28 protein-coding genes and 1 riboswitch are annotated in these 25313 nt (G+C 72.8%); of the genes, 11 read left to right on the top strand and 17 right to left on the bottom strand.

Annotation, left to right across the window (positions count from 1 at the left end):
* Positions 1–9: 9 nt before the first annotated feature.
* The 7 genes from ACIBG6_RS23840 to ACIBG6_RS23870 all read right to left on the bottom strand — a co-directional run bounded on the left by ACIBG6_RS23840 (position 10) and on the right by ACIBG6_RS23870 (position 6685).
* A complete protein-coding gene (locus ACIBG6_RS23840) occupies positions 10–690 on the bottom strand; it encodes a lysoplasmalogenase (protein WP_399224566.1) in 681 nt (226 codons plus the stop codon).
* A complete protein-coding gene (locus ACIBG6_RS23845; RefSeq protein ID WP_399224568.1) occupies positions 687–1568 on the bottom strand; it encodes a sterol desaturase family protein in 882 nt (293 codons plus the stop codon). Before ACIBG6_RS23845 ends, ACIBG6_RS23840 begins: the two co-directional genes overlap by 4 nt.
* A gap of 139 nt (positions 1569–1707) precedes the next feature.
* Complete coding sequence (locus tag ACIBG6_RS23850) at positions 1708–2433, bottom strand: VIT family protein (protein ID WP_399224569.1); 726 nt, start codon at positions 2431–2433, stop codon at positions 1708–1710.
* A gap of 24 nt (positions 2434–2457) precedes the next feature.
* Positions 2458–3690, bottom strand: coding sequence for an amidohydrolase family protein (locus tag ACIBG6_RS23855; protein WP_399224570.1), 1233 nt, complete (start codon positions 3688–3690; stop codon positions 2458–2460).
* On the bottom strand, positions 3690–4979 hold the full coding sequence (locus tag ACIBG6_RS23860) for an amidohydrolase family protein (protein WP_399224571.1): 1290 nt from the start codon (positions 4977–4979) through the stop codon (positions 3690–3692). The genes ACIBG6_RS23855 and ACIBG6_RS23860 overlap by 1 nt, the downstream gene beginning before the upstream one ends.
* 12 nt (positions 4980–4991) lie before the next feature.
* Entirely contained in the window at positions 4992–5888 is an 897-nt protein-coding gene (locus ACIBG6_RS23865; RefSeq protein WP_399224572.1) for an SDR family NAD(P)-dependent oxidoreductase, read from the bottom strand.
* On the bottom strand, positions 5888–6685 hold the full coding sequence (locus ACIBG6_RS23870) for an acetoacetate decarboxylase family protein (RefSeq protein ID WP_399224573.1): 798 nt from the start codon (positions 6683–6685) through the stop codon (positions 5888–5890). Before ACIBG6_RS23870 ends, ACIBG6_RS23865 begins: the two co-directional genes overlap by 1 nt.
* 109 nt (positions 6686–6794) lie before the next feature.
* On the opposite strand from ACIBG6_RS23870, the gene ACIBG6_RS23875 reads away from it, so the two are divergent.
* The 6 genes from ACIBG6_RS23875 to ACIBG6_RS23900 all read left to right on the top strand — a co-directional run bounded on the left by ACIBG6_RS23875 (position 6795) and on the right by ACIBG6_RS23900 (position 12370).
* On the top strand, positions 6795–7478 hold the full coding sequence (locus ACIBG6_RS23875) for a TetR family transcriptional regulator (protein ID WP_399224574.1): 684 nt from the start codon (positions 6795–6797) through the stop codon (positions 7476–7478).
* A complete protein-coding gene (locus ACIBG6_RS23880; RefSeq protein WP_399224576.1) occupies positions 7475–8476 on the top strand; it encodes a DEDDh family exonuclease in 1002 nt (333 codons plus the stop codon). Before ACIBG6_RS23875 ends, ACIBG6_RS23880 begins: the two co-directional genes overlap by 4 nt.
* Positions 8477–8539: 63 nt before the next feature.
* The gene (locus ACIBG6_RS23885; RefSeq protein ID WP_189505659.1) at positions 8540–8773 is read left to right on the top strand and encodes a hypothetical protein; all 234 of its coding nucleotides are present in this window, start codon (positions 8540–8542) and stop codon (positions 8771–8773) included.
* 82 nt (positions 8774–8855) lie between these two features.
* A complete protein-coding gene (locus tag ACIBG6_RS23890) occupies positions 8856–9740 on the top strand; it encodes an SURF1 family protein (RefSeq protein ID WP_399224577.1) in 885 nt (294 codons plus the stop codon).
* A 34-nt stretch (positions 9741–9774) separates the two neighbouring features.
* Positions 9775–11565, top strand: a complete 1791-nt coding sequence (locus tag ACIBG6_RS23895) for a glycoside hydrolase family 15 protein (RefSeq protein ID WP_399224578.1) — start codon at positions 9775–9777, stop codon at positions 11563–11565.
* Between the two features lie 4 nt (positions 11566–11569).
* Positions 11570–12370 carry an SDR family oxidoreductase gene (locus ACIBG6_RS23900; protein WP_399224579.1) on the top strand — a complete coding sequence of 267 codons (801 nt, stop codon included), beginning with the start codon at positions 11570–11572 and terminating at the stop codon, positions 12368–12370.
* Between the two features lie 22 nt (positions 12371–12392).
* On the opposite strand, the gene amaP is transcribed toward ACIBG6_RS23900, so the two are convergent.
* The 5 genes from amaP to ACIBG6_RS23925 are packed head-to-tail and all read right to left on the bottom strand — an operon-like array spanning position 12393 to position 14863.
* Positions 12393–12980: an alkaline shock response membrane anchor protein AmaP gene (gene amaP / locus ACIBG6_RS23905; protein ID WP_399224580.1), complete on the bottom strand. Its 588-nt coding sequence runs from the start codon at positions 12978–12980 to the stop codon at positions 12393–12395.
* Positions 12981–12986: 6 nt separating this feature from the next.
* Positions 12987–13802 (bottom strand): DUF6286 domain-containing protein, encoded by an 816-nt coding sequence (locus ACIBG6_RS23910; RefSeq protein ID WP_399224581.1) that lies wholly within the window; start codon positions 13800–13802, stop codon positions 12987–12989.
* Positions 13799–14143, bottom strand: coding sequence for an Asp23/Gls24 family envelope stress response protein (locus tag ACIBG6_RS23915; protein ID WP_399224582.1), 345 nt, complete (start codon positions 14141–14143; stop codon positions 13799–13801). The genes ACIBG6_RS23910 and ACIBG6_RS23915 overlap by 4 nt, the downstream gene beginning before the upstream one ends.
* 6 nt (positions 14144–14149) lie before the next feature.
* Positions 14150–14341 carry a hypothetical protein gene (locus tag ACIBG6_RS23920; protein WP_116161682.1) on the bottom strand — a complete coding sequence of 64 codons (192 nt, stop codon included), beginning with the start codon at positions 14339–14341 and terminating at the stop codon, positions 14150–14152.
* 45 nt (positions 14342–14386) lie between these two features.
* Positions 14387–14863, bottom strand: a complete 477-nt coding sequence (locus tag ACIBG6_RS23925) for an Asp23/Gls24 family envelope stress response protein (RefSeq protein ID WP_399224583.1) — start codon at positions 14861–14863, stop codon at positions 14387–14389.
* 93 nt (positions 14864–14956) lie between these two features.
* On the opposite strand from ACIBG6_RS23925, the gene ACIBG6_RS23930 reads away from it, so the two are divergent.
* Positions 14957–15646: a hypothetical protein gene (locus ACIBG6_RS23930; protein ID WP_399224585.1), complete on the top strand. Its 690-nt coding sequence runs from the start codon at positions 14957–14959 to the stop codon at positions 15644–15646.
* Between the two features lie 21 nt (positions 15647–15667).
* Here the strand turns inward: ACIBG6_RS23930 and ACIBG6_RS23935 are convergent, their stop codons facing one another.
* The 3 genes from ACIBG6_RS23935 to ACIBG6_RS23945 form a co-directional block, all read right to left on the bottom strand.
* A complete protein-coding gene (locus ACIBG6_RS23935; RefSeq protein WP_317594110.1) occupies positions 15668–16468 on the bottom strand; it encodes an enoyl-CoA hydratase/isomerase family protein in 801 nt (266 codons plus the stop codon).
* A 128-nt stretch (positions 16469–16596) separates the two neighbouring features.
* The gene (locus tag ACIBG6_RS23940) at positions 16597–16818 is read right to left on the bottom strand and encodes a helix-turn-helix domain-containing protein (protein WP_024756249.1); all 222 of its coding nucleotides are present in this window, start codon (positions 16816–16818) and stop codon (positions 16597–16599) included.
* A gap of 376 nt (positions 16819–17194) precedes the next feature.
* Positions 17195–18793 carry an ABC-F family ATP-binding cassette domain-containing protein gene (locus ACIBG6_RS23945; RefSeq protein WP_024756250.1) on the bottom strand — a complete coding sequence of 533 codons (1599 nt, stop codon included), beginning with the start codon at positions 18791–18793 and terminating at the stop codon, positions 17195–17197.
* Positions 18794–19069: 276 nt separating this feature from the next.
* Here ACIBG6_RS23945 and ACIBG6_RS23950 point away from each other — a divergent pair, with 276 nt between their 5' ends.
* Positions 19070–19960 carry a neutral zinc metallopeptidase gene (locus tag ACIBG6_RS23950; protein WP_399224587.1) on the top strand — a complete coding sequence of 297 codons (891 nt, stop codon included), beginning with the start codon at positions 19070–19072 and terminating at the stop codon, positions 19958–19960.
* 68 nt (positions 19961–20028) lie between these two features.
* Entirely contained in the window at positions 20029–20430 is a 402-nt protein-coding gene (locus ACIBG6_RS23955; protein ID WP_399224588.1) for a VOC family protein, read from the top strand.
* Positions 20431–20467: 37 nt separating this feature from the next.
* On the opposite strand, the gene ACIBG6_RS23960 is transcribed toward ACIBG6_RS23955, so the two are convergent.
* Positions 20468–21904, bottom strand: a complete 1437-nt coding sequence (locus tag ACIBG6_RS23960) for a hypothetical protein (protein ID WP_399224589.1) — start codon at positions 21902–21904, stop codon at positions 20468–20470.
* Positions 21905–21993: 89 nt separating this feature from the next.
* Positions 21994–23121, bottom strand: coding sequence for an alpha/beta hydrolase (locus ACIBG6_RS23965; RefSeq protein ID WP_399224590.1), 1128 nt, complete (start codon positions 23119–23121; stop codon positions 21994–21996).
* 365 nt (positions 23122–23486) lie between these two features.
* Between ACIBG6_RS23965 and ACIBG6_RS23970 the strand changes: the two genes are divergently transcribed.
* Positions 23487–24758 carry an anion permease gene (locus tag ACIBG6_RS23970; RefSeq protein ID WP_399224591.1) on the top strand — a complete coding sequence of 424 codons (1272 nt, stop codon included), beginning with the start codon at positions 23487–23489 and terminating at the stop codon, positions 24756–24758.
* Positions 24759–24770: 12 nt separating this feature from the next.
* Positions 24771–24992: a hypothetical protein gene (locus ACIBG6_RS23975; RefSeq protein ID WP_399224592.1), complete on the top strand. Its 222-nt coding sequence runs from the start codon at positions 24771–24773 to the stop codon at positions 24990–24992.
* 156 nt (positions 24993–25148) lie between these two features.
* A riboswitch (cobalamin riboswitch) is annotated at positions 25149–25281 on the top strand.
* Positions 25282–25313: the final 32 nt, after the last annotated feature.

Consider the following 25313-nt stretch of genomic DNA (forward strand, 5'->3'; position numbering starts at 1 on the left):
TCCTTGCTGTCAGACGGTTGTACGACGTTCACCGTACATCGCGGAGAGCACTCCCACGGTCAGCAGGTACTGCGCCGCGATGTAGGTCAGCATGACCCAGAAGTCGGGCGCGGGCAGCTGGGGCCACTCGGCGACGCCGGTGGCGATGAGGGTGTCGGACAGCAGGAACAGGGCTCCGCCCAGGCCGGCCGCACGGCCGAGGGCGCTCGCGCGGTAGGCCATCGCGGTGAGGAGCAGCGAGTACCCGGCGACGGGGATCCGCAGGTCGGCGGGGAGGTCGGGCCAGAGGAGCGCGACGGTGCCGACGAGGGCGGCCGCGTATCCGGCGCCGAGGAGCGTCGACGTACGCCGCCGTCCGAACAGGATCAGGTAGCAGACGTGTCCGCCGGCGAAGGAGCCCATGCCGACGAGGAAGGCCCAGTCGGCGTCGGAGAGCAGGAAGACGTCGCCGCCCCAGCCGAAGAGGAGCGCGGCGACCAGGAGCTTGGGGGCACCCCTGGTGACGGCGTACGCGGCGAGCAGGGGCATCAGGAGCGGCTTGGCGAGCTGGTGGCCGAGCTCGGCGCCGGCGAGGAGCGAGCCCAGGTCGACGACGGCGGCGAGGCCGAAGGCGACGAGCAGCGCGCGGGAGACGGTCGAGGAGGGCGAGGCGGGCGAGGCGGCGCGGACGGCCGTCGGGTCGGCGCTCACGCGGCGGCCTCCGGCGCGGCACCGGCCTGCGGGGACCGCTCGGGTGGGGGTCCCGGCTGCCAGCCCGGGCCGCGGAAGACCCGGCCGGCCCGCTCGCGCCAGTCGCCGGCGGACCGGACGTCGCGGGCGATGGCGGCGTACTCGTGGGTGGCGACGCGCAGGGGGTTGTACGTCTCGATGTTCTTGGTGAGCCCGTAGACGGGCCGGTCGGTCTCGCCGACCCAGGAGCCGAACATCCGGTCCCAGACGATGAGGATGCCGCCGAAGTTCCGGTCCAGGTAGCCGCCCTGGGAGGCGTGGTGGACGCGGTGGTGCGAGGGCGTGTTGAGGACGTACTCGAAGGGCCGGGGCAGCTTTCCGACGCGCTCGGTGTGGATCCAGAACTGGTAGACGAGGTTGACCGAGTAGCAGAAGGCGACGGCGGCCGGGTGCACGCCGAGGGCGATCATCGGCAGGTAGAACGGCCAGGAGGTCACGCTGGTCCACGGCTGGCGCAGGGCGGTGGTGAGGTTGAACTTGCGGCTGCTGTGGTGGACGACGTGGCAGGCCCAGAGGATGCGGATGACGTGGTGCCCGCGGTGCTGCCAGTAGTAGAAGAAGTCCTGTGCGAGCAGCATCAGCGGGATCGTCCACCACAGGACGGGGACGCGGAGCGGGGTCAGCTCGTAGACGGCGGTGTAGATCGCGACCACGGGGATCTTCCACAGCGCGTCGAAGGCGAGGCTCCCGATCCCCATGCCGAGGCTGGTGGCGGCGTCCTTGGTCTCGTACCCGGCGGCGTCCTCGTCGGGGTGGATCCGGTGGCTGACCATCTCCAGGACGGTGAGCAGGACGAACGCCGGTATGGACCAGAGCACGACATCGGGCAGGTTCGGCATGCCGTCGACGGTAGGCGGCATGGGCGGGGGCCCGCTAGACGTTGTTACCAACAAGTATGCGAGACGGCATGTCAGCAAGATTTGGCACCTTCTGACAGGCCCGCCGGCGCCTGTCCGACCCTGATCGGCCGGACACCCCCTAGATCCCCGCCGCGCCGAGGAGGGAGCCCGCGCCGTAGGTGACCGCCATCGCGAGCGCGCCGCCGCCCACGTTGCGGAGGATCGCGCGGCCCGCGGGGGCGTTGCCGAGGCGGGCGCTCCACCAGCCCGTGAAGGCGAGGGCCGCGAGGACGGCGGCGACCGTGACCCAGAGGCGGGCCGAGGCCGGCGGCAGGACGATCGCGAGGAGCGGGAGCAGGGCGCCGACGGTGAAGGCGAGGAAGCTGGCGCCCGCCGCGTGCCAGGGGTTGGTGAGGTCGTCGGGGTCGATGCCCAGCTCCACGCGCGCGTGGGCGCGCAGGGCATCGCGCTCGGTGAGCTGTTCGGCGGCCTCGCGGGCCACCTCCGCGGAGAGCCCTCGGGCGGCGAGGAGGCCGGTCAGTTCGGCGAGTTCCGCCTCGGGCTCCTCCCGCAGTTCGCGTCTCTCCTGGGCGAGCGCCGCCTTCTCCGAGTCGCGCTGGCTGGAGACGGAGACGTACTCCCCCGCCGCCATCGACATCGACCCGGCGAGCAGCCCCGAGAGGCCCGCGGTGAGCAGGGCCGCCTGGGACTCCGTGGCGCCCGCGACGCCCACGACGAGGCCCGCGGTGGAGACGACTCCGTCATTGGCTCCGAGCACGGCGGCCCGGAGCCAGTTGAGACGGGAGCCGAGACCACCGCCGTGGGCCTCGTCGTGGGCGGGCGGTTCGGGCGCGGGTGCGGTCACGTCAGGAGGTTCGCACCCGTCCGGTCACCAGACGCGGACCGACCCGCCCGTGGCGAAGGCGGGGCTGGTGGCGCCCTCGGGGATCTTCTCCAGGGGTGTGGCGATCTCCGTGACCTCCGGGCCGTGGACGGCGGCGAGGGGGTCGAGGAGGGCGAGGTCGAAGCCGTAGACGCGGGCGGCGTTGCCCCCGACCATGGCGGCGACCTCCTCCCTCGGCACGCCCGCGTAGGCGATGCGGAGGCCTTCGCGGGAGTAGGGGGTGGTGCCCTCGTCGTGCGGGTAGTCGCTGCCCCACATGATCTTGTCGAGGCCTATCCGCTCGCGCAGCGGCACCTCGTGCGGGCGCATGAAGCTCGCGCCCACGAAGCAGTTGTCGCGCCAGACCTCGCTGGGGCCCTTGCCCATGGACTCCGCGAGCCCGGCGCCGAACTTGGACTCGGCGGTGGAGGCCTTCGAGGCCGCCGCGACCAGGCGTCCGTGGTAGTAGTCCAGCATCTCCATGACCCCGGGGATCCAGCCGGAGCCCTGTTCCGTCAGGACGAGCCTGAGGTCCGGATGCCGGCGGAAGGCACCGCCGAAGACGAGGTGCCACAGGGCCCGGTGGGAGAACCAGGTCGTCTCCACCATGAAGACGGCCCGGGCCGCCGGTTCGTCGCCGAGCGGCGGCGAGGCCGAGCCGCCGTGGTGGTTGACCGGCACGCCCAGCTCCGCGCAGACGGCCCAGATCGGGTCGTACGCCTCCGAGTACAGCTCGGGCACGCCCGAGCCGGGCGGGGCGCCGGGCAGCAGGATCCCGCCGGTCAGACCGGCCTCCTTGGAGCGGCGGATCTCGCGTACGGCCTCGTCGACGTCGTTGAGCAGGACCTGCGCCACGCCCGCCCTGCGGCCCGGCGCGTCGGCGCAGAAGTCGGCGAGCCAGCGGTTGTGCGCGCGCAGGCCCGCCCAGCGGAGCTCGTACTCCTCGCGGGTCGGCGGCGGGGCCATCAGGGAGGCGGACGGGAAGAACGGCGGGATGGTGTTCGGGAAGACGACCTCGGCGACGATCCCGTCCGCCTCCAGTTCCCGCAGCCGGCGCTGCGAGTTCCAGTTGCGGTCGGCGGTGTCGGCGAGCAGGTCCTCGTATGGGTTGACGTAGCCCGCGGCCCAGGCGTCGAAGGCCGCGTGGTGCTTCTTCTCCAGGTACGGCCGGTAGTCGAGGAGGTCGGCGCCGGCATGGCAGTCGGCGGAGATGACGGTGTACCTGTCGTGTCCGTCCATCAGTTCGCCCCCAGACCCAGGACCGGGAAGTCGTGCTCCGTCAGCCAGTGGCGGCCGACCTCGCGGGAACGGGCCCAGGAGGCCTCCACCGCCGCCTGGTCGGGCGACTGTCCGAGCTCGGCGGGGGTGGGGCCGATCCGGCGGGCGATCGGTTCGAGGGCGGGGAGGTCGAAGCCGAAGACCTCGGCAGCCGCCAGGCCGAGCATCCGCCGGGTCTCCTCCACCGGGATGTCGTGGAAGGTGTTCCGCAGCCACGCGCGCGTGGCGGGCCAGGTCCCCTCCGGGTGCGGGAAGTCCGAGCCCCACAGGATGTTGTCGACGCCGATCTCGTACCGCTGGGCGAGCTCGCGCCGCTTGGTGTTGGTCGCGCAGATGAAGACCTGCCGGTCCAGGTACTCGCTCGGCGGCCGCTTCAGCTCCGCGAACGGGGAGAGCTTCTTGCCGCCGTGCGCGCCGAGGTAGAGCCGGTCCATGAACCAGAGCAGGTTGGGCAGCCACCAGCAGCCGGACTCGGCGACGCCGAACCTCAGGCCCGGGTGGCGCTCGAAGACCCCGGACCAGAGCAGGAACCAGAGCGGCCTGGCCGGCCAGAAGGTGACCTCGGAGACGTAGATCCCGAGGTGGTCGCCGTACTCCTCGCGCGGCGCGGCGCCGGAGTGGGTGACGACCGGCATGCCGGTCTCGGCGGCGGCCGCCCACACCGGGTCGTAACGCCGGTCGTGGTACGGGGCCTTGTCCACCCACATCGAGGGGATCATGAGGGCGCCGAGCCCGGACTCCTTGGCCCGGTGGATCTCGGCGACGACCTCGACGGGGTCGGCGGTGACGGGGAGCAGCGCGACCCCGCAGTGCCGCTCGGGATTCTGCCCGACGAACTCGGCGAGCCAGCGGTTGTGCGCCTTCGCACCCGCCATGCCGAGCGCCGGGTCCTGGTCGCCGGAGAGACCGAGGCCGACGCCGAAGGGGGCGGCGGTCTGGCTGTCGACGGCGTCCGCGTCGGGGAAGACGACCTCGGCGGCGACCCCGTCGCCGTCGAGCTCCTTGAGCCGCTGCGCGGCGTCCCAGCCGCCGCGCAGGCCCTCCTCGTTGTCGTGGAACCACTTGTCGGCGAAGGCCTCGTTGCGCACCCCGAGGCGGGTCATGGCCTCGCGGCGGGCGTCGCGCCCGGCGAGGAACTCGTCGAAGGCGCGGTGGAAACGGGACTCCAGATAGGGCCGGTACCGCTCGGTGGGCAGTCCGGCGTGGCAGTCGGAGGAGATGATCAGATACGGGTCCTCGTGCGTCGTCATGTCGATGGGTCCTCAGTCTCGGTCTCGGTCGAGGATGAAGCTCTCCAGGTACGACGGGTCGGCGCGGTCGAGCATCGACCGCGAGCGCGCCCGGATCTGGCCGTCGCTGTGCTCGCTCTCCGGCAGCATCCAGAACCGGTCGGCGCGGATGCCCTCGACGACCTGCTCGGCGACCTCCTCCACCGGGGTGAAGGCGATCTCCTGCCCGGCCTCCTTCATCGCGGCCTCCCACTGGTCGAGGCTGCGGTACGGGGTCCTGCGCGGGCGCTCCTTCGCGAACCGCTCGGGCCGGTTGCGGTGCGACTCCCACAGGCCGGTGCGGAGCATGTGCGGGCCGGGGAACAGCACGGAGGCGCCCACGGACGCGTGCTCGGCCCGGAGATGGGCGTAGAGCGACTCGGTCATGGTGACGACGGCCGCCTTGGTGACCGCGTACACGGAGGCGGTGGGGAGCGGGGCGATGCCGCCGTCGGCGGAGGAGGTGTTGACGACGTGGCCGGGCTCGCCGCTCGCGATCATGCGCGGGACGAAGGCCTGGATGCCGTGGAAGACGCCCCAGACGTTGACGGAGAAGGCCCACTTCCAGTCGTTCGGCTCGTGCTCCCACATCCGGCCCTCGGCGCCGGACCCCACGCCCGCGTTGTTGCAGAGGACGTGGACGGCGCCGAAGGTGTCGTACGCCGCGTCCGCGAACGCCCGGACCTGGTCGGGGTCGGAGACGTCGACCGTCCGTGCGAGGATCTGCGCCCCGCCCTCCATCAGCTCGTCGGCGGCCTCCGCGAGCGCGCCCGGCTCGACGTCCCCGAGGACGACGGCCATGCCCTCGGCGGCGAAGCGGCGGGCCATGGCCCGCCCGATGCCGCTCGCCGCGCCGGTGACGACGGCGACCTGTCCCGCGCGCAGTTCCATCAGACACTTCCTTCCGGGGGTCCGTCGAGGATCTGGAGCGGGTCGTCGTACCGCTGGTGGATGTAGGGCAGCAGCGCCTGCGCGGAGACGCGTTCGGCGACCGTGCCCTTCTGGTCGGTGGTCTTCTCGCCGATCGTGATCTCGACGAGCCGGCGTACGGGGAGGTCGGCCACCGGGTCGTACATGGACTCGCGCAGGATCACGTCGCCGGTGATCCGCTCCAGCTTCCGCACCTTCTCGTTGCGGACGCAGTGGACGAGGACGGGTTCGCCGTCGAAGCCGGTGCCGTCGACGGCGGGCAGGAACTTGAAGTAGAAGTCCGTCTTCCGGACGGGCTCCGGCAGCGGCAGCGGACCGGAGACGGCGCCGCGCACCTCGACGAAGGCGATGCCGTGCCGGGCGAGGGCGGCCCGGACGACGAGCCCTTCCCGGTCGACCGTGACCTCGCCCAGCTTCTTCGGCTCGCCGAAGACCTCGCGCCCGCCGATCAGGGCGCGCTCGTGGGTCATCGGCATGACCAGCGGGTACCAGCCCTCCTGGTCGCCGTGGGCCGCGGCCACGGCCACGGAGCCGGCGCCCAGGGGGTAGCCGGACAGGTCGACCTGGCTGATGTTGACGCGGACGAGCGGGCGCGCGGTGGGTTTCAGCGGGGGCGGCAGGATCGCCGCGACGACATCGGGGTCGGTCTCCCAGACGGCGACCACTCCGGTGGACCAGATGTCGGGGAGCTTGGAGCTCCGCTCACGCGCCGCCGCCGCCTCGGCCTCGCTGCGCGCCCCGTACCGTACTCGTGCCATGACGTACCACCCTTCGGGATCGTCCCCTGGACAGTCGGCCTGTAACACAGTTACACCGTCGTCGATGAAGGGTAAAGACCCGTGCACGCGGAGGAGTTGGGGGAAAGCGATGGCACGCTCGGCACTGAGCCGCGACGAAGTCCTGGACACCGCGGCCGCTCTGGTGAGGGAGCACGGCCCGGGCGCCCTGACCATGCGCAGGCTCGCCGCCGAGCTGGGCACCGCGGTCACCTCGATCTACTGGCACGTCGGCAACCGCGAGTCGCTCCTCGACGCGCTCGTCACCCGCACGGTCACCGACCTCGGCACGATCCGCCCGCGCGGGACGACCCCCGCCGAGCGGATCGTCTCGGTCGCCCGCGCGCTGCGCCGCGCCCTGCGCGAGCGCCCGCACCTGGTGGCGATGGTCCACGAACGGGGCCTGACGGAGCGGATGTTCCTGCCGGCCCAGCGCGCCCTGGTCCACGAGGCCCACGCGGCGGGGCTGCGCGGCGAGCACGCGGCGCGGGCCGTCCGCGCGCTGCAGTTCCAGGTCGTCGGCTACGTGCTGGTGGAGCGCAACCGCGAGCGGTCCCCGGCCCAGTCCCCCGCCGAGGAGGAGCTGTGGCGCGAGGAGACCGCCGAGGCCGCGGCCGACCCCGATCTGACGCGCGCCCTGGCCGCGCCGATCGACACCGAGGCCCTCTTCGTCGACTCCGTACGGGCCCTGGTGGAGGGTCTGCTCACCCGGGCCGGCGGGGGCGCCGCGGACACCGGGGACGGCACTGTCGGTCGCGGGCCGTATTCTCATTGACCATGCTCGACGACCGTACGACAGCAGCGACGTGGCCGGCCGCCTACCCACAGGGGTACGCGGTCGTCGACGTGGAGACCACCGGCCTCGCCCGCGACGACCGGATAGTGTCGGCTGCCGTCTACCGGCTGGACGCCCAGGGGAACGTCGAGGACCACTGGTACACGCTCGTCAATCCCGAGCGCGACCCCGGTCCCGTCTGGATCCACGGGCTGACCAGCGACGTCCTGGAGGGCGCTCCGCTCTTCCCGGAGATCGCGGCGGAGTTCGCGACCCGGCTCGACGGCCGGGTCCTGGTCGCGCACAACGCGATGTTCGACTGGCAGATGATCGCCAGGGAGTACGCGCGCGCCGAGTCCGCCGCCCCCGTGCGCCAGCGGCTGTGCACGATCGCGCTCGCCAAGGAGCTGTCGCTGCCGCTGCCCAACCACAAGCTGGAGTCGCTCGCCGCGCACTTCGGCGTCGTCCAGCAGCGCGCGCACAACGCGCTGGACGACGCGCGCGTCCTCGCCGAGGCGTTCCGGCCCAGCCTGCACACGGCGGCCGAGCGGAACGTCCGGCTGCCGCTCCTGGAGTGCCGGCCGCTGACGGAGTGGGCCGGCGCCCCGGCGCAGCCCCGGGTCGGGCACCAGGGCGGACACCCGTCCTCGTCGTCCTCCGGCGCGTACCGCATGAACAGCTGGCGCCCCTCCCGGAAGCGCCCCGCCTGCCCGTACCCCAACCCCGGCCGGTACGAGTCGGACCGGCCGCTCAAGCAGGGCATGCGGGTGGCTTTCTCCGGCGACACCTCCGTCGACCGCGAGCTCCTGGAGGACCGCACGGTCGACGCCGGGCTCCATGTCGCCACCAGCGTCTCCCGACTGACGAGCCTGCTCGTCACGAACGACCCCGACGCGCACACCTCCAAGACGCTGAAGGCGAAGTCCTTCGGCACGCCGGTCGTCGACGAGGCGGCCTACACCCACCTGCTGCGGGACGTGGCCCCGGCAGACGGGTGACGCGCGGGGCCGGGTGGGCGTGCCTCGCTGCGCCCACCCGCCGGGAGCTCCACCCTGTGGCGCATGGCACGTTGTGAGGTCTGCGGAAACGATTACGGCATGTCCTTCGAGGTTCATGCACAAGGTGCGGTGCACGTCTTCGACTGCTTCTCGTGCGCCATCCACCGCATGGCGCCCATCTGTGAGCACTGCCGCGTCCAGATCATCGGACAGGGCGTCGAGAGCGAGGGCAGCTGGTACTGCGGCGCCCACTGCGCCCGCGCGGAGGGAAAGGTGGGCATCGTCGACAGGGTGTGAGGAAACGATCCTGGGGGCGGCCTCCCCGAGTCGGCCGAACCCCGCCGCGTGCACCCCATGACCCCGGTTGTACCGTCATGGGGTGTACCGCTTCCTGTTGTCCCGGCAGTGGGTGATCCTCACCCTCATCGTCCTCGCCCTCATCCCCACGATGATCGAGCTGGGCTTCTGGCAGTTCCACCGGCACGAACGCCGTGTGACCCAGAACGCCCTGATCGCGGACAACCTCAAGGCGAAGCCGGTCCCGGTCGAGGAGCTCACCTCCCCCGGCCACACCGTCCCGCGCGCCGACTACTGGCGGCAGGTCACCGCCACCGGCACCTTCGACACCGCCCACGAGGTGGTCGTCCGGCGTCGCACCAACGCCGACGACAAGCAGGGCGTGCTCGTCCTGACGCCGCTGGTCCTCCGGGACGGCAGCGTCGTCCTGGTCAACCGCGGCTGGGTGCCGGCCGCCGCCGACCAGCGCGCGTACCCGACGGTGCCGCCCGCCCCCAAGGGCGAGATCACCGTCACCGGCCGCCTCAAGGCGGACGAGACGACGGGCGCCAGCGGCATCAAGGACCTCAAGGGCCTGCCGGACCGTCAGGTGATGCTGATCAACAGCGAGCAGCAGGCCGCGCTCATCGGCCGCGAGGTCCTCGGCGGCTACCTCGAACAGATCGCCCCCGAGCCGGCCGGCGACACCCCCGAGCTGATCCCCGAGCCCGACCACGACTCGATCGGCGCGCACATGGCGTACGCCGTGCAGTGGTGGCTCTTCACGGCCGGAGTGCCCGTCGGCTGGGTGATCCTCGTCCGCCGGGAGAAGCGCGACCAGGAGGCCGCCGCCCACGCCGAAGCCTCCGGGAGCGGAGACGGGAGCGGCGACGGCGACGGAAGCGGGGGCGACGACGGCGGGCCTTCCGGCGCCTCCGGGGCCCCTGCCGGGGACAGCAACGCGATCCAGGCCACCCCGTCCCTCTGATTGACGGCCGCCGCTTGCGGGAACAGCCCAAAGCGTGACGCAACGTATCGACGACTACGCCCTCATCGGCGATCTCCAGACCGCCGCGCTCGTCGGCCGTGACGGGTCGATCGACTGGCTGTGTCTGCCCCGCTTCGACTCGGCCGCCTGTTTCGCCGCACTGCTCGGCGACGAGAACAACGGCCACTGGCGGATCGCGCCCAAGGGCGCCACGACCTGCACGACCCGCCGCTACGTCGAGGACTCCCTCGTCCTGGAGACCTACTGGACGACCCGCACGGGCACCGTCAAGGTCGTCGACTTCATGCCCCAACGGGACAAGGCCCCCGACGTCATGCGGATCGTGGAGGGCGTCAGCGGCACCGTCGAGATGAGCGCCGTCCTGCGACTGCGCTTCGACTACGGCTCGATCGTGCCCTGGATGCGCCGCGCCGACGGCCACCGGGTCGCGGTCGCCGGGCCCGACGCCGTCTGGCTGCGCAGCGAGCCGCCCGTGAAGACCTGGGGCCAGCAGTTCGCCACCTGTTCCTCCTTCACCGTCGCCGCCGGCGAGAAGGTCGCCTTCGTGCTGACCTGGCACCCCTCCCACGAGCCGCGCCCCGACCTCGTCGACCCCTTCGAGGCCCTGGAGCAGTCCCTGGAGGACTGGCGGGAGTGGACCGCCCGCTGCACCTACCAAGGCCCCTACCGGGAGGCGGTGCTGCGCTCCCTGATCACCCTCAAGGCGCTCACGTACGCCCCGACCGGCGGGATCGTCGCCGCTCCCACCACCTCCCTGCCGGAGGAGCTCGGTGGCGTACGGAACTGGGACTACCGCGCGTGCTGGCTGCGCGACTCCTCCCTCACCCTCGGCGCGCTGCTCGCCGCCGGGTACGTCGAGGAGGCGGCCGCCTGGCGGGACTGGCTGCTGCGCTCGGTCGCGGGCGACCCGGCCGACCTCCAGATCATGTACGGCCCCGGCGGGGAGCGCCGGCTGCCCGAGACGACCCTGCCGTGGCTGCGCGGCTACGCCGACTCGGCGCCGGTACGGACCGGGAACGCGGCCGTGGAGCAGTTCCAGCTCGACGTGTACGGCGAGGTCATGGACTCGCTCTACCGCGCGCGCGAGGCGGGGATCCCGGCGGAGCGGCACGCCTGGAACCTCCAGCTGAGCCTGCTCGGCTTCCTGGAGTCGACCTGGCGGAACCCCGACGAGGGCCTGTGGGAGGTCCGCGGGCCGCGCCGCCACTTCACCCACTCGAAGGTGATGGCCTGGGTGGCCGCCGACCGGGCGGTGCGCACCCTGGAGTCGGACCCCTCGCTGCCGGGGGACCCGGCGCGGTGGCGGGCGATGCGGGACGAGATCCACGCCGAGGTGTGCGCGAAGGCGTACGACCCCGACCGGAACACCTTCACCCAGTCGTACGGCTCCCTGGAGCTGGACGCCGCCACGCTGCTCATCCCGCAGGTCGGCTTCCTGCCGCCGGACGACCCCCGGGTGGTCGGGACGGTGGACGCGGTGAAGGCCGAGCTGCTGCACGGCGGGTTCCTGCGCCGGTACAGCACGGATTCCGGCAAGGTGGACGGGCTGCCGGGGCAGGAGGGGACGTTCCTCGTCTGTTCGTTCTGGCTGGCGGACGCGCTGCGGATGACCGGCAGGACCGAGGAGGCGCGCCGGCTCTTCGACCGGCTCGTCGCCCTCCGCAACGACGTGGGGCTCCTCGCGGAGGAGTACGACCCGGTGGCCCGGCGCCAGCTGGGGAACTTCCCGCAGGCCTTCAGCCACATCGGGCTGGTGGGCACCGCCCTCGCGCTGGCCCGGGAGGATCGGGACCCGGCAGGATAGGTCCATGGATCTTGGACTGAAGGACCGTGTGTACGTGGTGACCGGCGCGACGCGGGGGCTCGGCAGGGCCTCGGCCGAGGCGCTGCTCGCCGAGGGCGCGAAGGTGCTGATCACCGGGCGCGAGGAGAAGACCGTCGCCGACGCCGTGGCCGAGCTGAGCACGGGCGCGGACGCAGGCGCCGGTGCGGGTGCGGGTGTGGGCGCGGGCCGGGTCGCCGGTGTCGCCTCCGACAACGCCGACCCGGGGACCCCGGCCCGGCTGATCGCCGAGGCGCGGGCCCGCTTCGGCGGATTCGACGGCATCCTGATCAGCGTCGGCGGCCCGGCGCCCGGCTTCGCCGCCGACAACACCGACGAGCAGTGGGCGGCGGCCTTCGACACCGTCTTCCTCGGGGCCGTACGGCTGGCCCGCGCGGCGGCGGAGACGCTCGCCGAGGGCGGTGTGATCGGCTTCGTCCTGTCCGGTTCGGTCCACGAGCCGATCCCGGGCCTGACCATCTCGAACGGGCTGCGGCCGGGACTCGCCGGCTTCGCCAAGTCCCTCGCCAACGACCTGGGCCCGCGCGGGGTCCGGGTCGTCGGGCTGCTCCCGAGCCGGATCGACACGGACCGGGTGCGCTCCCTCGACGCGCTCTCCGGCGACGCGGACGCGGCCCGCGCGGCGAACGAGGCCGCGATCCCGCTGCGCCGCTACGGCACCCCGGAGGAGTTCGGGCGCACGGCGGCCTTCCTGCTGTCGCCGGCCGCCTCGTACCTGACGGGGCTGATGCTCCCGGTGGACGGCGGGGCACGGGGCGGCTTCTGAGCCGTCGCGTCCTCGCCGTGGGTCAGGTGACCCGGCGGGCGCGGTGCTTCACGGCCCGCAGACGGGCCTCCGTCGGCAGCGCGGGGAGTCCCGTGGACGTACGGGCGTGCGCGAGGGCCTTGGTGCTGAGGGTACTCAGGGCGTCTCCCGGGGAGGCGTACGGCTCCAGGAGGAGCGCGACGCGGGTCCGGGGGGCGGCGCGGCGGCCCGTGAGGTGGACCCGGGCCCGGGAGACACCGTCCTGGGCGGCGGCGTCCGCTTCCAGGACGGCCTCCAGGGACCGGCCGCGCAGGGTCGCCTCCTCGCCGTCGCCGGTGTCGACGAGGACCTCGCGGAGCCGGGCGCGCCGGAACTGGACGAGCAGCCACCACAGGGCGAGCAGGACGACGAGCCCGAGGCCCGCGATGACCGCGGGCCACCACCAGCTCTCGTCGCGCCACCGTTGACGGTCCGCGGCGGAGAGCAGGACGTCGGAGGGGCCGGACCAGGGCCACCAGGACGGTACGGGCAGGTCGAGGGCGGCCGCGAGGACGGCGCCGCCGACGAGGACGAGGAGCAGCCCGGCGAGACCGAGCAGGACGCGGTTGACGCGTCGGAGGACGACCGTCACCGGGGTTCACCCCTTCCTGGGGGGTCGGGTCACCCGTACGGTCAGCGCGGGCGGGTGGGCGAGGCCGAGCTCGTCGACGCCGGTGGCGAGGACGGTCTCCACGTCGGCGCGGACCTCGTCGAGCACCCGGAAGTGCGAGACGGCGCGGACGCCCACCTTGGATCGGCCCACGCGGACCCGGACGGACTGGACCCCGGAGACCTCCATGGCGCGGTCGCGCAGGGCGAGGGCGGCGGCCTCACGGTCGAGCCCGGCCCGTACGTCGACGTGTGCGCGGCGCATGGGGAGGACGGCGCGCAGTCCGGGGGTGGCGGCCAGGATCAGCAGCCAGACGCCGAGCAGGACGGCGACGGCGGCGCCGATGACGACCGCGGCGCTGTCGAGGGGCTTGCTCGCGAGCCCCTCGGCGAGCTCGCGCCGCCAGGCCATGGCGGACCGCTCGGCCCGGACGGCCGCCACGTCGTACAGCAACAGCCCCGCCCCGCCGAGCACGACGGCCGCGAGGACGGCGGCGGGGATACGCCGCACCGCCCAGAAGCGGCGCACGCGCGGCCCTGCGGCACCGGGGAGTACGGGCACGGAGTCGGGAGACCCTGCGCCGTCGGAGCCGGAGGTCCCGTCGGGCCCGTCGGAAGCCGAGGGCCCATCGGAGGGCTCGGCCTTGTCGAAGGCCGAGGGCCCATCGGAGGGCTCGGCCTTGTCGAAGGCCGAGGCCCCGTCGCGAGGGGCGGCGGCCCCGTCGCGAGGTGGGGCGCCGGTGCCGGGGGTGGCGTCGGCGCGGGGGGCGTCCGGGTCCGGGGGCGGGTCCGGGGTGGTGGTCATGAGAGGCGGCCCCTCGGGGTGGTCTGGTGCGTGAGCGTGGAGTGGAGGCGTTCCACGTGGACGGCGACCTCGTGGACCTCCATGCCCACGAGGTCCTCCACGCGGCTGCGAACCCGGCCCCGGACGGCCCCGCACTGGCGGCCGATGTCGGACGGGTAGGCGAGTTCGAGGCTCACCGAGACCCGGGCGACGTCCCGGTGGACGACGACCGAGGTGTGCGGCGCCGAGCCGCCCTCGGGGACGGCTTCCAGCGCCTCCCGCGCGGCCTGGGAGGCGATCTTCGCGACGACCCGGTCGGCGATCGTGGTCGCCCCGCGGTCACGTACCGGGTCCGCTGCCACCCCGGGTCACCGCCGCCGGTCGCCGCGTTCGCGGCCCCGGAACAGGTCGCCTGCTTCGAGGTCGCCGTCGAGGAAGCGCCCGGCCACGAAGCCGATCGCGCCCAGGGCCGCGACCAGCAGAAACGCCCCGAAGCCGCCGAAGTACCCGGCGAAACCCAGGGCCATGCCGGCCACCAGGCCGACCACCGCCATGCTCATTCCTGTCCCCTTTCGAGGCCTGTTCGACGGACGGGCCGCCGACGGCTACTGGAGCCTCTGCTCCGGCTCTTCCTCCTCCTCGTCCGGGAGCTTCACGTCGCTGACCGCGATGTTGACCTCGACGACCTCGAGGCCGGTCATCCGCTCCACGGCGGCGATGACGTTCTCCCGTACGTCGCCCGCGACATCGGCGATGGACACGCCGTAGTCGACGACGATCTCCAGGTCGAGCGCGGTCTGCACCTCGCCGACCTCGGCTTTCACCCCTCGGGTGACGCTCGACTTGCCGCCGCCTCCGCCGGGTACGCGGTCGCGTACGGCGCCGAAGGTGCGGGAGAGGCCGCTGCCCATGGCGTGGACGCCGTCCACATCGCGTGCGGCGAGGCCGGCGATCTTCTCCACGACGCCGTCGGCGATCGTGGTCCTGCCCCGGGTGGCCGCGGCGCCGCCGCCCCGCTTGGTCACGGAGGTCCGGCGCGGTTCGTCGGTCGTGCTGTCACCGGAGTGCGTGGATTCCGTCATTGCATTTCGCCCCTTCTGGGATATTTCGGGGTTCTTTGCCCACACTAAGGGCGGCTGCCCGGTCTCGCCCCAGGTATACGGCAGGCTGGGGTAATGACGACGGCTGAGGGTTGGACGGCGGCGGTACGGGACCGGCTCGCGTCGGGCAGGTTGCTGCCGCTCGGGGCCCCGGAGGACGGGGCCTGGATCACGGAGCGTGCGGCGCGGACGGTTCTCGACGGGGTCGCTGCGGCCGTACGGGGAGTCGCGCCCGGCGAGCTCCGTATCGGGCCCCATACGGGAGCGGATACGGGAGCGGATACGGGAGCCGATGCCCTTCCGGTGCCGCTGGGCGGGGTGCCGCCGGGGCCGCTGCGGATCTCGGCGGATTTCGGGGCGGTGGCCGGGCGGCCCCTTCCGGAGCTCTCCGCCGAGCTGCGTACGGCCCTGCTCGCGGCGGCCGAGGACGCGCTCGGGCTCGTGGTGGCCGCCGTGGACCTGCGGGTGACGGACCTGCTCGACGCGGCCCCGGATATTTCCGGGCCGGCCGCTCCCCCACCCGGGCGACCCTCCCCCGCGACGGACGATCCCGCCGCGCTGGCGGCCCTGCGGGTCGAAGGCGTGGCGGGCGTGACGGACGCGTTGGGCCCGCCCGTCCACCGGGCCTCCGGCCGGGTGCGGGTCGAGCTGGCGGTGACGGCGGGCCACCGCCCCCTGGACGTGGCCCGTGCCGTGCGGAACGCCGTGACCGCCGCCACCCAGGAGGCGACGGCGGTCACGGTGCTGATCTCGGAGCTGCGGTAAGGGGGTGCCTCGCGGGGGGCGTCAGTCGCCGAGGCCGGCGAGGTCGCGCAGGCGGCGGGCCTGCGCGGCGCGCTCGGCGGTGCGCTGCTCCTCGTACGAGCGTCCGGCGGCAGCCTGAAGGAGCGCCTTGGTCTCGTTGACCGCGGCGCGCGGCGCCGCGAGCAGGGCGGCGCTCAGGTCCCGTACCGTCGCGTCGAGTTCTTCCGCGGGCACGGCGATGTTGGCGAGACCGATGCGCTCGGCCTCCTCCGCGTGGACGAAGCGACCGGTGGCGCAGATCTCCAGCGCGCGGGCATAGCCGACGAGCGAGACGAGCGGGTGCGTCCCGGTCAGGTCCGGGACGAGACCCAGGCTCGTCTCGCGCATGGCGAACTGCACGTCCTCGGCGACGACCCGCAGGTCGCAGGCGAGAGCGAGCTGGAAGCCCGCGCCGATGGCGTGCCCCTGTACGGCCGCGATCGACACGAGGTCGCTACGGCGCCACCAGGTGAACGCCTCCTGGTACTCGGCGATCTCCGCGTCGAGGTCCTCGTCGGAACCGCGCGCGAGATCGAGGAAGGACGGCTCTCCGTCGAAGCCCTCGGGCGTGAACGCCTGCCGGTCGAGCCCCGCGGAGAAGGACTTTCCCTCTCCGCGCAGGACCACGACCCGCACGCTGCCGGGCAACGACCGGCCGGCTTCTGTCAACGCCCGCCACAGAGCGGGAGACTGAGCGTTGCGCTTCGCCGGGTTGGTCAGGGTCACCGTGGCAACGGCGTCCTCGACGGTGAGCCGTACACCGTCCTTGTCGAATACGAGCTCAGAGTCGTCGAGCGAAGTCATGGGGCGCCTCCGGTTCCGGTGCAGCACTTACGAGAGCTAAGTGACTGCACAGTAACCACCTGGCCGACCGCGAGGCCGACCGGGTGGCCACCGAGAGACCCGGTGGCCGGTCGAGCCGCCCCGATGACTCAGACCGAGGCTGCCTTCTTGCCCCGGGTCGCTCCGCCGCGTCCGCGCAGCGTGACTCCGGACTCGCTCAGCATCCGGTGGACGAATCCGTAGGAGCGGCCGGTTTCCTCGGCCAGCGCCCGGATGCTCGCACCGGAGTCGTACTTCTTCTTCAGGTCTGCCGCGAGCTTGTCGCGCGCGGCGCCGGTCACCCGGCTGCCCTTCTTCAGAGTCTCGGCCACCCGTGCCTCCTCATGGGAAGTGCGCTCTGGACTTCTCATGATCACCCCTCCCCGCCGTCCTGGCCACCCATTCGACAAGGTCCGTGCCGCCGGGTTGCTGGAGCAGCACGCCCTCGTCACGACCGGAAGCACTGATTCCGCACAGGCGGAAAGCGGACTCCGCGGCGCCCGGGGCGGGAAGTGCCAGGTCAACGCCGCAGGGGGAACACACGTACGGCGCGGGTCTGCCGGAAGGATTCGGCAGAGCACCGCGCCGGGGTGTACGAGACGCCCTCACTCAGATGAAGGATCACCCATGAGCCGAATGATCCAGCCCTGAATGATCACTTCGGACCCAGGAACCCGCCGGTGGGCGCTTCCGGGGCCGCGAGCCGGGTCAGGCCAGGGCGACCAGGTCCGCGTAGTCCGCGCCCCACAGGTCCTCGACGCCGTCCGGGAGCAGGATGATCCGCTCCGGGTCGAGCGCCTCGACCGCGCCCTCGTCGTGGGTGACGAGGACGACCGCGCCCTTGTACGTCCGCAGGGCGCCGAGGATCTCCTCGCGGCTGGCCGGGTCGAGGTTGTTGGTCGGCTCGTCGAGGAGCAGCACGTTCGCCGAGGAGACGACCAGGGTCGCGAGCGCGAGACGGGTCTTCTCGCCGCCGGAGAGCACCCCGGCCGGCTTGTCGACGTCGTCGCCGGAGAAGAGGAACGAACCGAGCGTCTTGCGGACGGCGACGAGGTCGAGGTCGGGCGCGGCGGAGCGCATGTTCTCCAGGACGGTCCGCTCGGGGTCGAGCGTCTCGTGCTCCTGGGCGTAGTAGCCGAGCTTCAGGCCGTGGCCCGGGGTGACCTGGCCCGTGTCGGGCTTCTCGACACCGCCGAGGAGGCGCAGCAGGGTCGTCTTGCCCGCGCCGTTGAGGCCGAGGATGACGACGCGGGAGCCCTTGTCGATGGCGAGGTCCACGTCGGTGAAGATCTCGAGCGAGCCGTAGGACTTGGAGAGCCCCTCGGCGGTCAGCGGCGTCCTGCCGCAGGGCGCGGGGTCCGGGAAGCGGAGCTTGGCGACCTTGTCGGAGGCGCGCACGGCCTCCAGGCCGGAGAGCAGACGCTCGGCGCGCTTGGCCATGTTCTGCGCGGCGACGGTCTTGGTGGCCTTGGCGCGCATCTTGTCGGCCTGCGAGTTGAGGGACGCGGCCTTCTTCTCGGCGTTCTGCCGCTCGCGCTTGCGGCGCTTCTCGTCGGCCTCGCGCTGCTGCTGGTAGAGCTTCCAGCCCATGTTGTAGACGTCGATCGTGGTGCGGTTGGCGTCCAGGTAGAAGACCTTGTTGACGACGGTCTCGACGAGGTCGACGTCGTGGGAGATGACGATGAAGCCACCGCGGTAGGTCTTCAGGTAGTCGCGCAGCCAGACGATGGAGTCGGCGTCGAGGTGGTTCGTGGGCTCGTCGAGGAGGAGCGTGTCGGCGTCCGAGAAGAGGATCCGGGCGAGCTCGACGCGGCGGCGCTGACCGCCGGAGAGGGTGTGCAGCGGCTGGCCCATGACCCGGTCGGGCAGGCCGAGGGCGGCGGCGATGGTGGAGGCCTCGGCCTCGGCCGCGTAACCGCCCTTGGTCAGGAACTCGGTCTCCTGGCGCTCGTACTGCCGCATGGCCTTGTCGCGGGTGCCGCCGGAGCCGGTCGCGATGCGCTCCTCGTTCGCCCGCATCTTCTTGAGGAGGGTGTCGAGGCCGCGGGCGGAGAGGATGCGGTCGCGGGCCAGGACGTCCAGGTCACCGGTGCGCGGGTCCTGCGGGAGGTAGCCGACCTCGCCGGAGCGGGCGATGGCGCCGGCGGCGGGCTGCCCCTCGCCCGCGAGGCACTTGGTGAGGGTCGTCTTGCCCGCTCCGTTGCGGCCGACGAGGCCGATGCGGTCGCCCTTGGCGACGCGGAAGGAAGCGGACTCGAGGAGGACGCGGGCGCCGGCGCGCAGCTCGATGCCGGTGGCGGTGATCACGGACAGACTCCAGGGCGATGGGAAACGGCGGAAGGACGGTTATTGACGGGCTTCGACGCCGCTAATGCACGGGGAGAGTGGCCATACGGCCAGTCTAACGGCCTCCTGCAACTGGTTTTCGGCCATGTGGGTGTTCGATGGCGAGATCGGAGCTTTCTCACATTCCAGCCCCTTCTCTCCCATCTCCCCCAAAAGGGGCGAAAGGTGAAAGATCGACCGATACTCGGCGCAGGGCGGCGGCCACTGCCGCGGCAGTGACGCGGAGGGTGGTGGACCGTGCAGTTCGACGACGACGCCGACCTGGACACCTCGGAGGTCAAGGACGTCCGGAGCAGTCGCGTCCCGGGCGGCAAGGCGACGGTCGGCGGCGGCATCATCGGCTTCATCGCGTTGATCCTGGGCGTGCTCTTCGGCGTCGGCCCCGACCAGCTCGGGCTCACCGACAGCGGCGAAGAACCGGTCGCGACCTCGTCCTCCGCGGCCCAGGTGAACCAGACCTGCAAGAAGGGCTCGGACGCGAACGCCCGCGAGGACTGCCGGATCGTCGCCGTCGTCAACAGCCTCCAGGACTTCTGGCGGACCGAGTACGCGCGGCGGGGCGGGACCTACGGGAGCGCCGCCACGGTGATGTTCACCCAGCGGGTCGGGACCGCGTGCGGCTCGGCGACCTCGGCCGTCGGGCCCTTCTACTGCCCCGGCGACCGCCAGGTCTATCTGGACCTGGGCTTCTTCGACGAGCTGCGGACGAAGTTCGGGTCGAGCGGCGGACCCTTCGCCCAGGCGTACGTGGTGGCCCACGAGTACGGCCACCATGTCCAGAACCTGATGGGGACCCTCGGCCGCGCCCAGGACGGGCGGACCGGTGCGAACTCCAACGCCGTCCGGGTCGAGCTCCAGGCCGACTGCTACGCCGGGGTGTGGGCGCGGCACGCGACGACCACCCCCGACGACAGGACGGGCCGGCCGCTGCTGACGCGGCTCACCGACGACGACATCCGGGACGGTCTCGACGCGGCGGCCGCGGTCGGCGACGACCGGATCCAGGAGAGGTTCCAGGGCCGGGTGACCCCGGAGAACTGGACGCACGGCTCGGCGGCGCAGCGGCAGCAGTGGTTCTACCAGGGGTACAAGACCGGCGACATGGCCCAGTGCAACACCTTCCGCTGAGTTACCGGTGGGGGCTGAGAGACTGAGATCCAGGTCACATTCGGCTGAATCGAGAGGAAGTGATCGGGATGGCTGAGGCACCCCACATCTGTCCGACGCTGACGTACGAGGACGCGAAGGGCGCGATCAAGCTGCTCACGGAGGGCTTCGGCTTCACGGCGAACGCCGTGTACGAGGCCGAGGACGGGCTGATCGCGCACGCCGAGCTCGCGTACGGGAACGGCATGGTGATGCTCGGCAGCAAGGGCACGGGCAGCGAGTTCGACAAGCTGATGGCGGGCGGGGGCCCGGTGGGCGTCTTCGTGCACGTGGACGACGTGGACGAGCACCACGCGCGGGCCGTCGCCCACGGCGTCGAGATCGTGCTGCCGCCCACGGACCAGGAGTACGGCTCGCGGGACTACACGGCCCGGGACGCCGAGGGCAACATCTGGAGCTTCGGGACGTACACGCCCGGCGCCGCCGAGTAACGGATCGGCGGCGCCGGGCGTCGTCGTTCGGTGCGCGTCAGGCTCCGCCGGTGTGGACCTGGAAGGCGGCCCTGCGGACCGCCTTGGACAGGGCGGGGTCCGGGTGGGCCGCGGCCAGGGCGACCAGGACCTGGACGGTCCGGGGGTGGCCGACGGCCCTGACCTCGTCGAGCAGCGCGGGGACGGTGCCCTGGACGGCGGATTCGAGGTGGCGGACGAGCAGCTCGCTCTCGCCGTGGTCGGCGACGGCCGCGGCCGTGTCCACCCAGAGCCAGGTCGCCTCCTCGCGGGTGAGCACCTCCTGGGCGTCGTCGGGGTCGGCACCCTCGTACTCCGCCAGCCAGAGCAGCGCGTACGGACGCAGGGAGGGCTCGGCGACGGTGGCCCGGACCTCGGCCTCGGCGGGGGCTCCGACGACCCGGAGCGCCTCGAAGGCGAGGCCGCGCAGGAGGGCGTCCTCGCCCCTCGCGACGGCGAGCAGCTCGCCGACCGCGCTGGAGAGGGTGCGGGCCGCGAGCCAGGCGCGGTACTCGGCGCGGGCCGGTCCCGGGGTGAGCCGGGCGCAGCCGCGGAGCATGTCCTCGGCGGACTGCTCGATGTTGCCCGCGGGGCTCTGCGCGGCGACGCAGATCTGCTCCAGCTTGACCCAGACCGCCCAGTTCCCGAGGGGGGTCAGGGTGGCGTGCCGGGCGTCCGCGCCGGGGTCGAGGGTGAGCGCGCCGACGGCCGCCAGGCCTTCCAGGGCCCAGTCGAGGAGGGCGGGGAGCCCGTCCGTGCCGCGAGGCGTCTCGGGGGGCTCGGGGGCGGTGTCCGTGGCCGGCCCGGGGGTCTGGTCGGTCACGGGGACCTCGCAGCGCTCCTCGCGCAGCTCCTCGACGCGCTGGCCGAGCAGGTCCAGGAGCGCCGGGACGAGCACCGGGCCCTGGGAGAGCTGGAGCAGGGAGAGCACCTGCGGGACGGCCTCGACGACCTCGGCGACCGCGCTCGGCGCGACGCCCTCGGGGGCCGGGTGGACCAGGGACCAGGCGTCGAAGAGGGCGACCCAGCCGCGCAGGACGGCGGAGTCGTCGCGGTCCCACGCGTGCAGGCGCCAGCCGGGGCGGGCGGTGTCGCCGTGGAGCTCGACGAGTCCCGCGAGCCTGGCGCGGTCCCAGCCGGCCCGGATCTGGCCGGGCGTCAGGTCCAGTGCGGCCGCGGCCCGTTCCTGGGCGGTGACGGCTTCGGCGCCCGTACGGAGGGCGGATTCGGGGCCGCGCTCGACGGCGGCCCAGCGGGCGATCCGTACGGCGTCGGCGAGGACGTGCCGGGCCTGGCGGGCGAGTTCCGCGCGGGGCGGAGTGCCCTCGGGCGGCCGCGGCGCCGGCCGGGTGCGCCGGGTCGTCACGGCCCGTCGGGCGGTGGCCAGCGCCCGCGGGCGGACGAGTCGGAGTCTGGAGTTGCGCGCCAATGGTTCATCGGGCTTTCGAGACGTCACGGGGGCAGTCTTCCCGCTGACGGCCCGAAAGCCCAATCGGAATCCGCAGCCCCGTCAGAACGGCCTTCGGAGCAGGGGGGTGCGTGTCGTCAGAGCAGGGGGGTGAGGAAGCGGCGCAGGGCCTCTTCGTAGCGGACGGGGTCGGCGTTCCACATCGCCGCGTGCGGGGCGTGCCGGACCGTGTGCAGGGTGACCAGATCGGGGCGGCGGGCGGCGAGCTCGACGGACGACTCCCAGGGGGCGAGCGTGTCGTCGGGGCCGTGCAGGAGGAGGACCGGGACGCGCAGGGCGCCCGGTTCCGAGGCGGCCTGGAGCCGGTCCCCGTGGGGCCCCGTCCGGCCCTGGGCGGCGCGGACGGCGAGCGGGAGCAGGGGTCCGGGGACGTGGTGGGCCGTGGCGAGGCCGCGGAGGGTGGCCTCCCAGTCCAGGACCGGGGAGTCGAGGACGAGGCCCCTGATCCGGTCCCGTACGCCCGACTCGACGGCGGCGCGCAGGGCCATCGCGGCGCCGGTCCCCCAGCCGTGCAGGACGACCTTGTCGGCGCCGCGGCGGACGGCGTAGCGGATGACGGCGTCGACGTCCCGCCACTCGGAGTCGCCGAGGTGGGCGAGACCGTCCGGGGAAGCGGGCGCCCCTTCGTCGCCGCGGTAGGAGGGGACGAGGACCGGGATCTTGCGGCGGTTGTAGAAGGGGACGACGTTCAGAGGGTGCTCGCGGGTGGTGCCGAGGCCGTGCAGCGCGATCACCCACGTGGTGCGCGGGGCGGCCACGAGCCAGCCGGGCAGGGGGCCGAGCTCGCCGGGGACCTCGACGTCCTCGTGGGCGAGGCCGAGGGCGCCGATCGGTGTGCCGCAGTGGAGCTGGGGGGTGAGGCGGACGCGGGCGCCGGGGCCGAGGACGCCGAGCTCGACCCGTTCCAGGCGGCGGACGACGGAGTCGGCGGTGTGCGGGACGCGGTCGAGGACGGGGCCGATGACGGCGTGCAGGCCGGGGGCCTGGATCCCGTACGTGCCGGGGCGCAGCGAGGCGAGGCTGCGGGTGAGGGTGATCCGTTCGGGTTCCGTGGCGTGCACGGTGAGTCTGGGGTCTCCCGGGAGTGGTCGTCCGGACGGCACCTTGAGGGCGACGTCGCTGGCGTACCGGCCGGCCGCTACCGCGGCCGCACCGACACCGATCAGGGTGGTGACGGCCGCTGCCGTCGCTGTAGCCGGGCGCACGCTCCCAGTGTCGGCAGGTCTCGGGCGGCCTGCCACCGGGCGGACCCGGCCGGGGTGTCACTCCCCGGGGCACCCCGGGGAGTGACATGGGTCTCCTCGGCGGGGTCCCCCGGTCGGATGGTTCGGTCCAGGGGGCGGAACGGGGCGGCGGGGGACGAACCGGGCCGCGTCGCCGGTGCCTTGCGGGAGCCGGATTACCCGGGGTCGCAGGGCGACCGCATCGTGGACACCCCCTCGGACGGGGCCCTAAGCGGAATCTCTTGACACCGGATGGGGACACCACGCCGCCCGCCCCAGTTCACCTTCCGTTCACTCAGGTTGCCTACGTTCGTCGAGCCACTGACGTCAAACGATTGCCTGGGTAAATGGAACACATCACGCTGCTGCTCGCCATTGTGGTCGTGACAGCTCTCGTGTTCGATTTCACGAACGGTTTCCACGACACCGCCAACGCGATGGCCACGACCATCTCGACCGGTGCCCTGAAGCCCAAGACGGCGGTGGCCATGTCCGCCGTGCTGAACCTCGTCGGCGCGTTCCTGTCCGTGGAGGTCGCCAAGACGATCTCCGGCGGGATCATCAACGAAGAGGGCATTCGTACAGAAGTGATCTTCGCGGCGCTCGTGGGCGCCATCCTGTGGAACCTGCTGACCTGGCTCGTGGGCCTGCCGTCCAGCTCCTCCCACGCCCTCTTCGGCGGCCTCATCGGCGCCGCGGTCATGTCGGCCGGCTGGTCGGCCGTGAACGGCCCGACCATCGTCACCAAGGTCCTCATCCCCGCCATCGCCGCGCCGCTCGTCGCCGGCCTCGCCGCGATGCTGGCCACCCGGCTGACGTACAAGATCGGCGCCAACACCGACACGAAGCACACCGCCAAGGGCTACCGGGTCGGCCAGATCGCCTCCGCGGGTCTCGTCTCCCTCGCCCACGGCACCAACGACGCCCAGAAGACGATGGGCATCATCACCCTCGCCCTGGTCACCCAGGGCGTCGTCGCCCCCGGCTCCAACCCGCCCCTCTGGGTCATCGTCGCCGCCGGCGTCGCGATCGCGCTCGGCACCTACCTCGGCGGCTGGCGCATCATCCGCACCATGGGCAAGGGCCTCACCGACCTCCAGCCGCAGCAGGGCTTCGCCGCCCAGACCAGCGCCGCCACGGTCATCCTGGCCTCCTCGCACCTCGGCTTCTCCCTCTCCACCACCCAGTCCTGCTCGGGTGCCGTGATGGGCGCGGGCCTCGGCCGCAAGGGCGGTGTCGTCCGCTGGTCGACCGCGACCCGGATGTTCGTCGCCTGGGGTCTGACCCTGCCCGCCGCGGGCCTGGTCGGCGCCGGCGCCGAGTTCCTCACCAAGCAGGGTCCCTGGGGCATCGCCGCCGTCGCGGTCCTGCTGGTCTCCGGCTCGGCCGTCATCTGGTCGCTGTCCCGCCGCAAGCCGGTCGACCACAACAACGTCACCGACGACGACCTCGACGGCGAGTCCGAGCCCGCGGGTGTGGTGACCACCGCGATCGCGGCCGTCACCCCGCCGCCGGCCGGTTCCGTCGCCGCCGTCGCGGACGAGGACCTGAAGACCACCATCCCCTCGCCGGTTCCCACGGACCCGGCCGCTCCCCCGGCCCCCGCCGCAGCGGTGTAAGGAACCAACGACATGAAGATCGACTGGGCAGCTCTCGGCTCCGTCTTCGGAGTCAGCCTCGTGGCGACCGTCGCCCTCGTGGGCCTCTTCACCCTCGGCATCATCGGCCTCTCCAAGCAGGAGCAGGCCGCCGCCCAGGGCGGCTCGGCCACGATGGCCCGGACCGGCGCCTACGCCTGCTTCGCCGCGTGCCTGGCGGCCGTGGCCTACGGCATCTACCTGATCGTCGCCTGACGGTCCTCGCCACTCCGCAGTACATCGGCCGGGCGGTCCGCACCTTCGGGTGCGGGCCGCCCGGCCGCCGTGTTCGTGGTGCTTGCCGGGGCCCGTGTCTGTGGTGCTTCGCACAGTGACCTGTCGCAGGTCAAGGGTGGGTTGACGGGTGTTCGCGGGCCGTGGTGGACTGCCGAGGCCATTACGGCGGCAGCAGAGGAAGTCCGGTGCGAATCCGGCGCGGTCCCGCCACTGTGACCGGATCCGAAGGGTCCGGGAGTCAGGAACTCTCGCCGCCGGTCACGTCGATCCAGGGCGCGGACCCTGAGTGAGGACCTGCGC

This window comes from Streptomyces sp. NPDC050842, assembly GCF_044456565.1.
GTDB lineage: Bacteria > Actinomycetota > Actinomycetes > Streptomycetales > Streptomycetaceae > Streptomyces.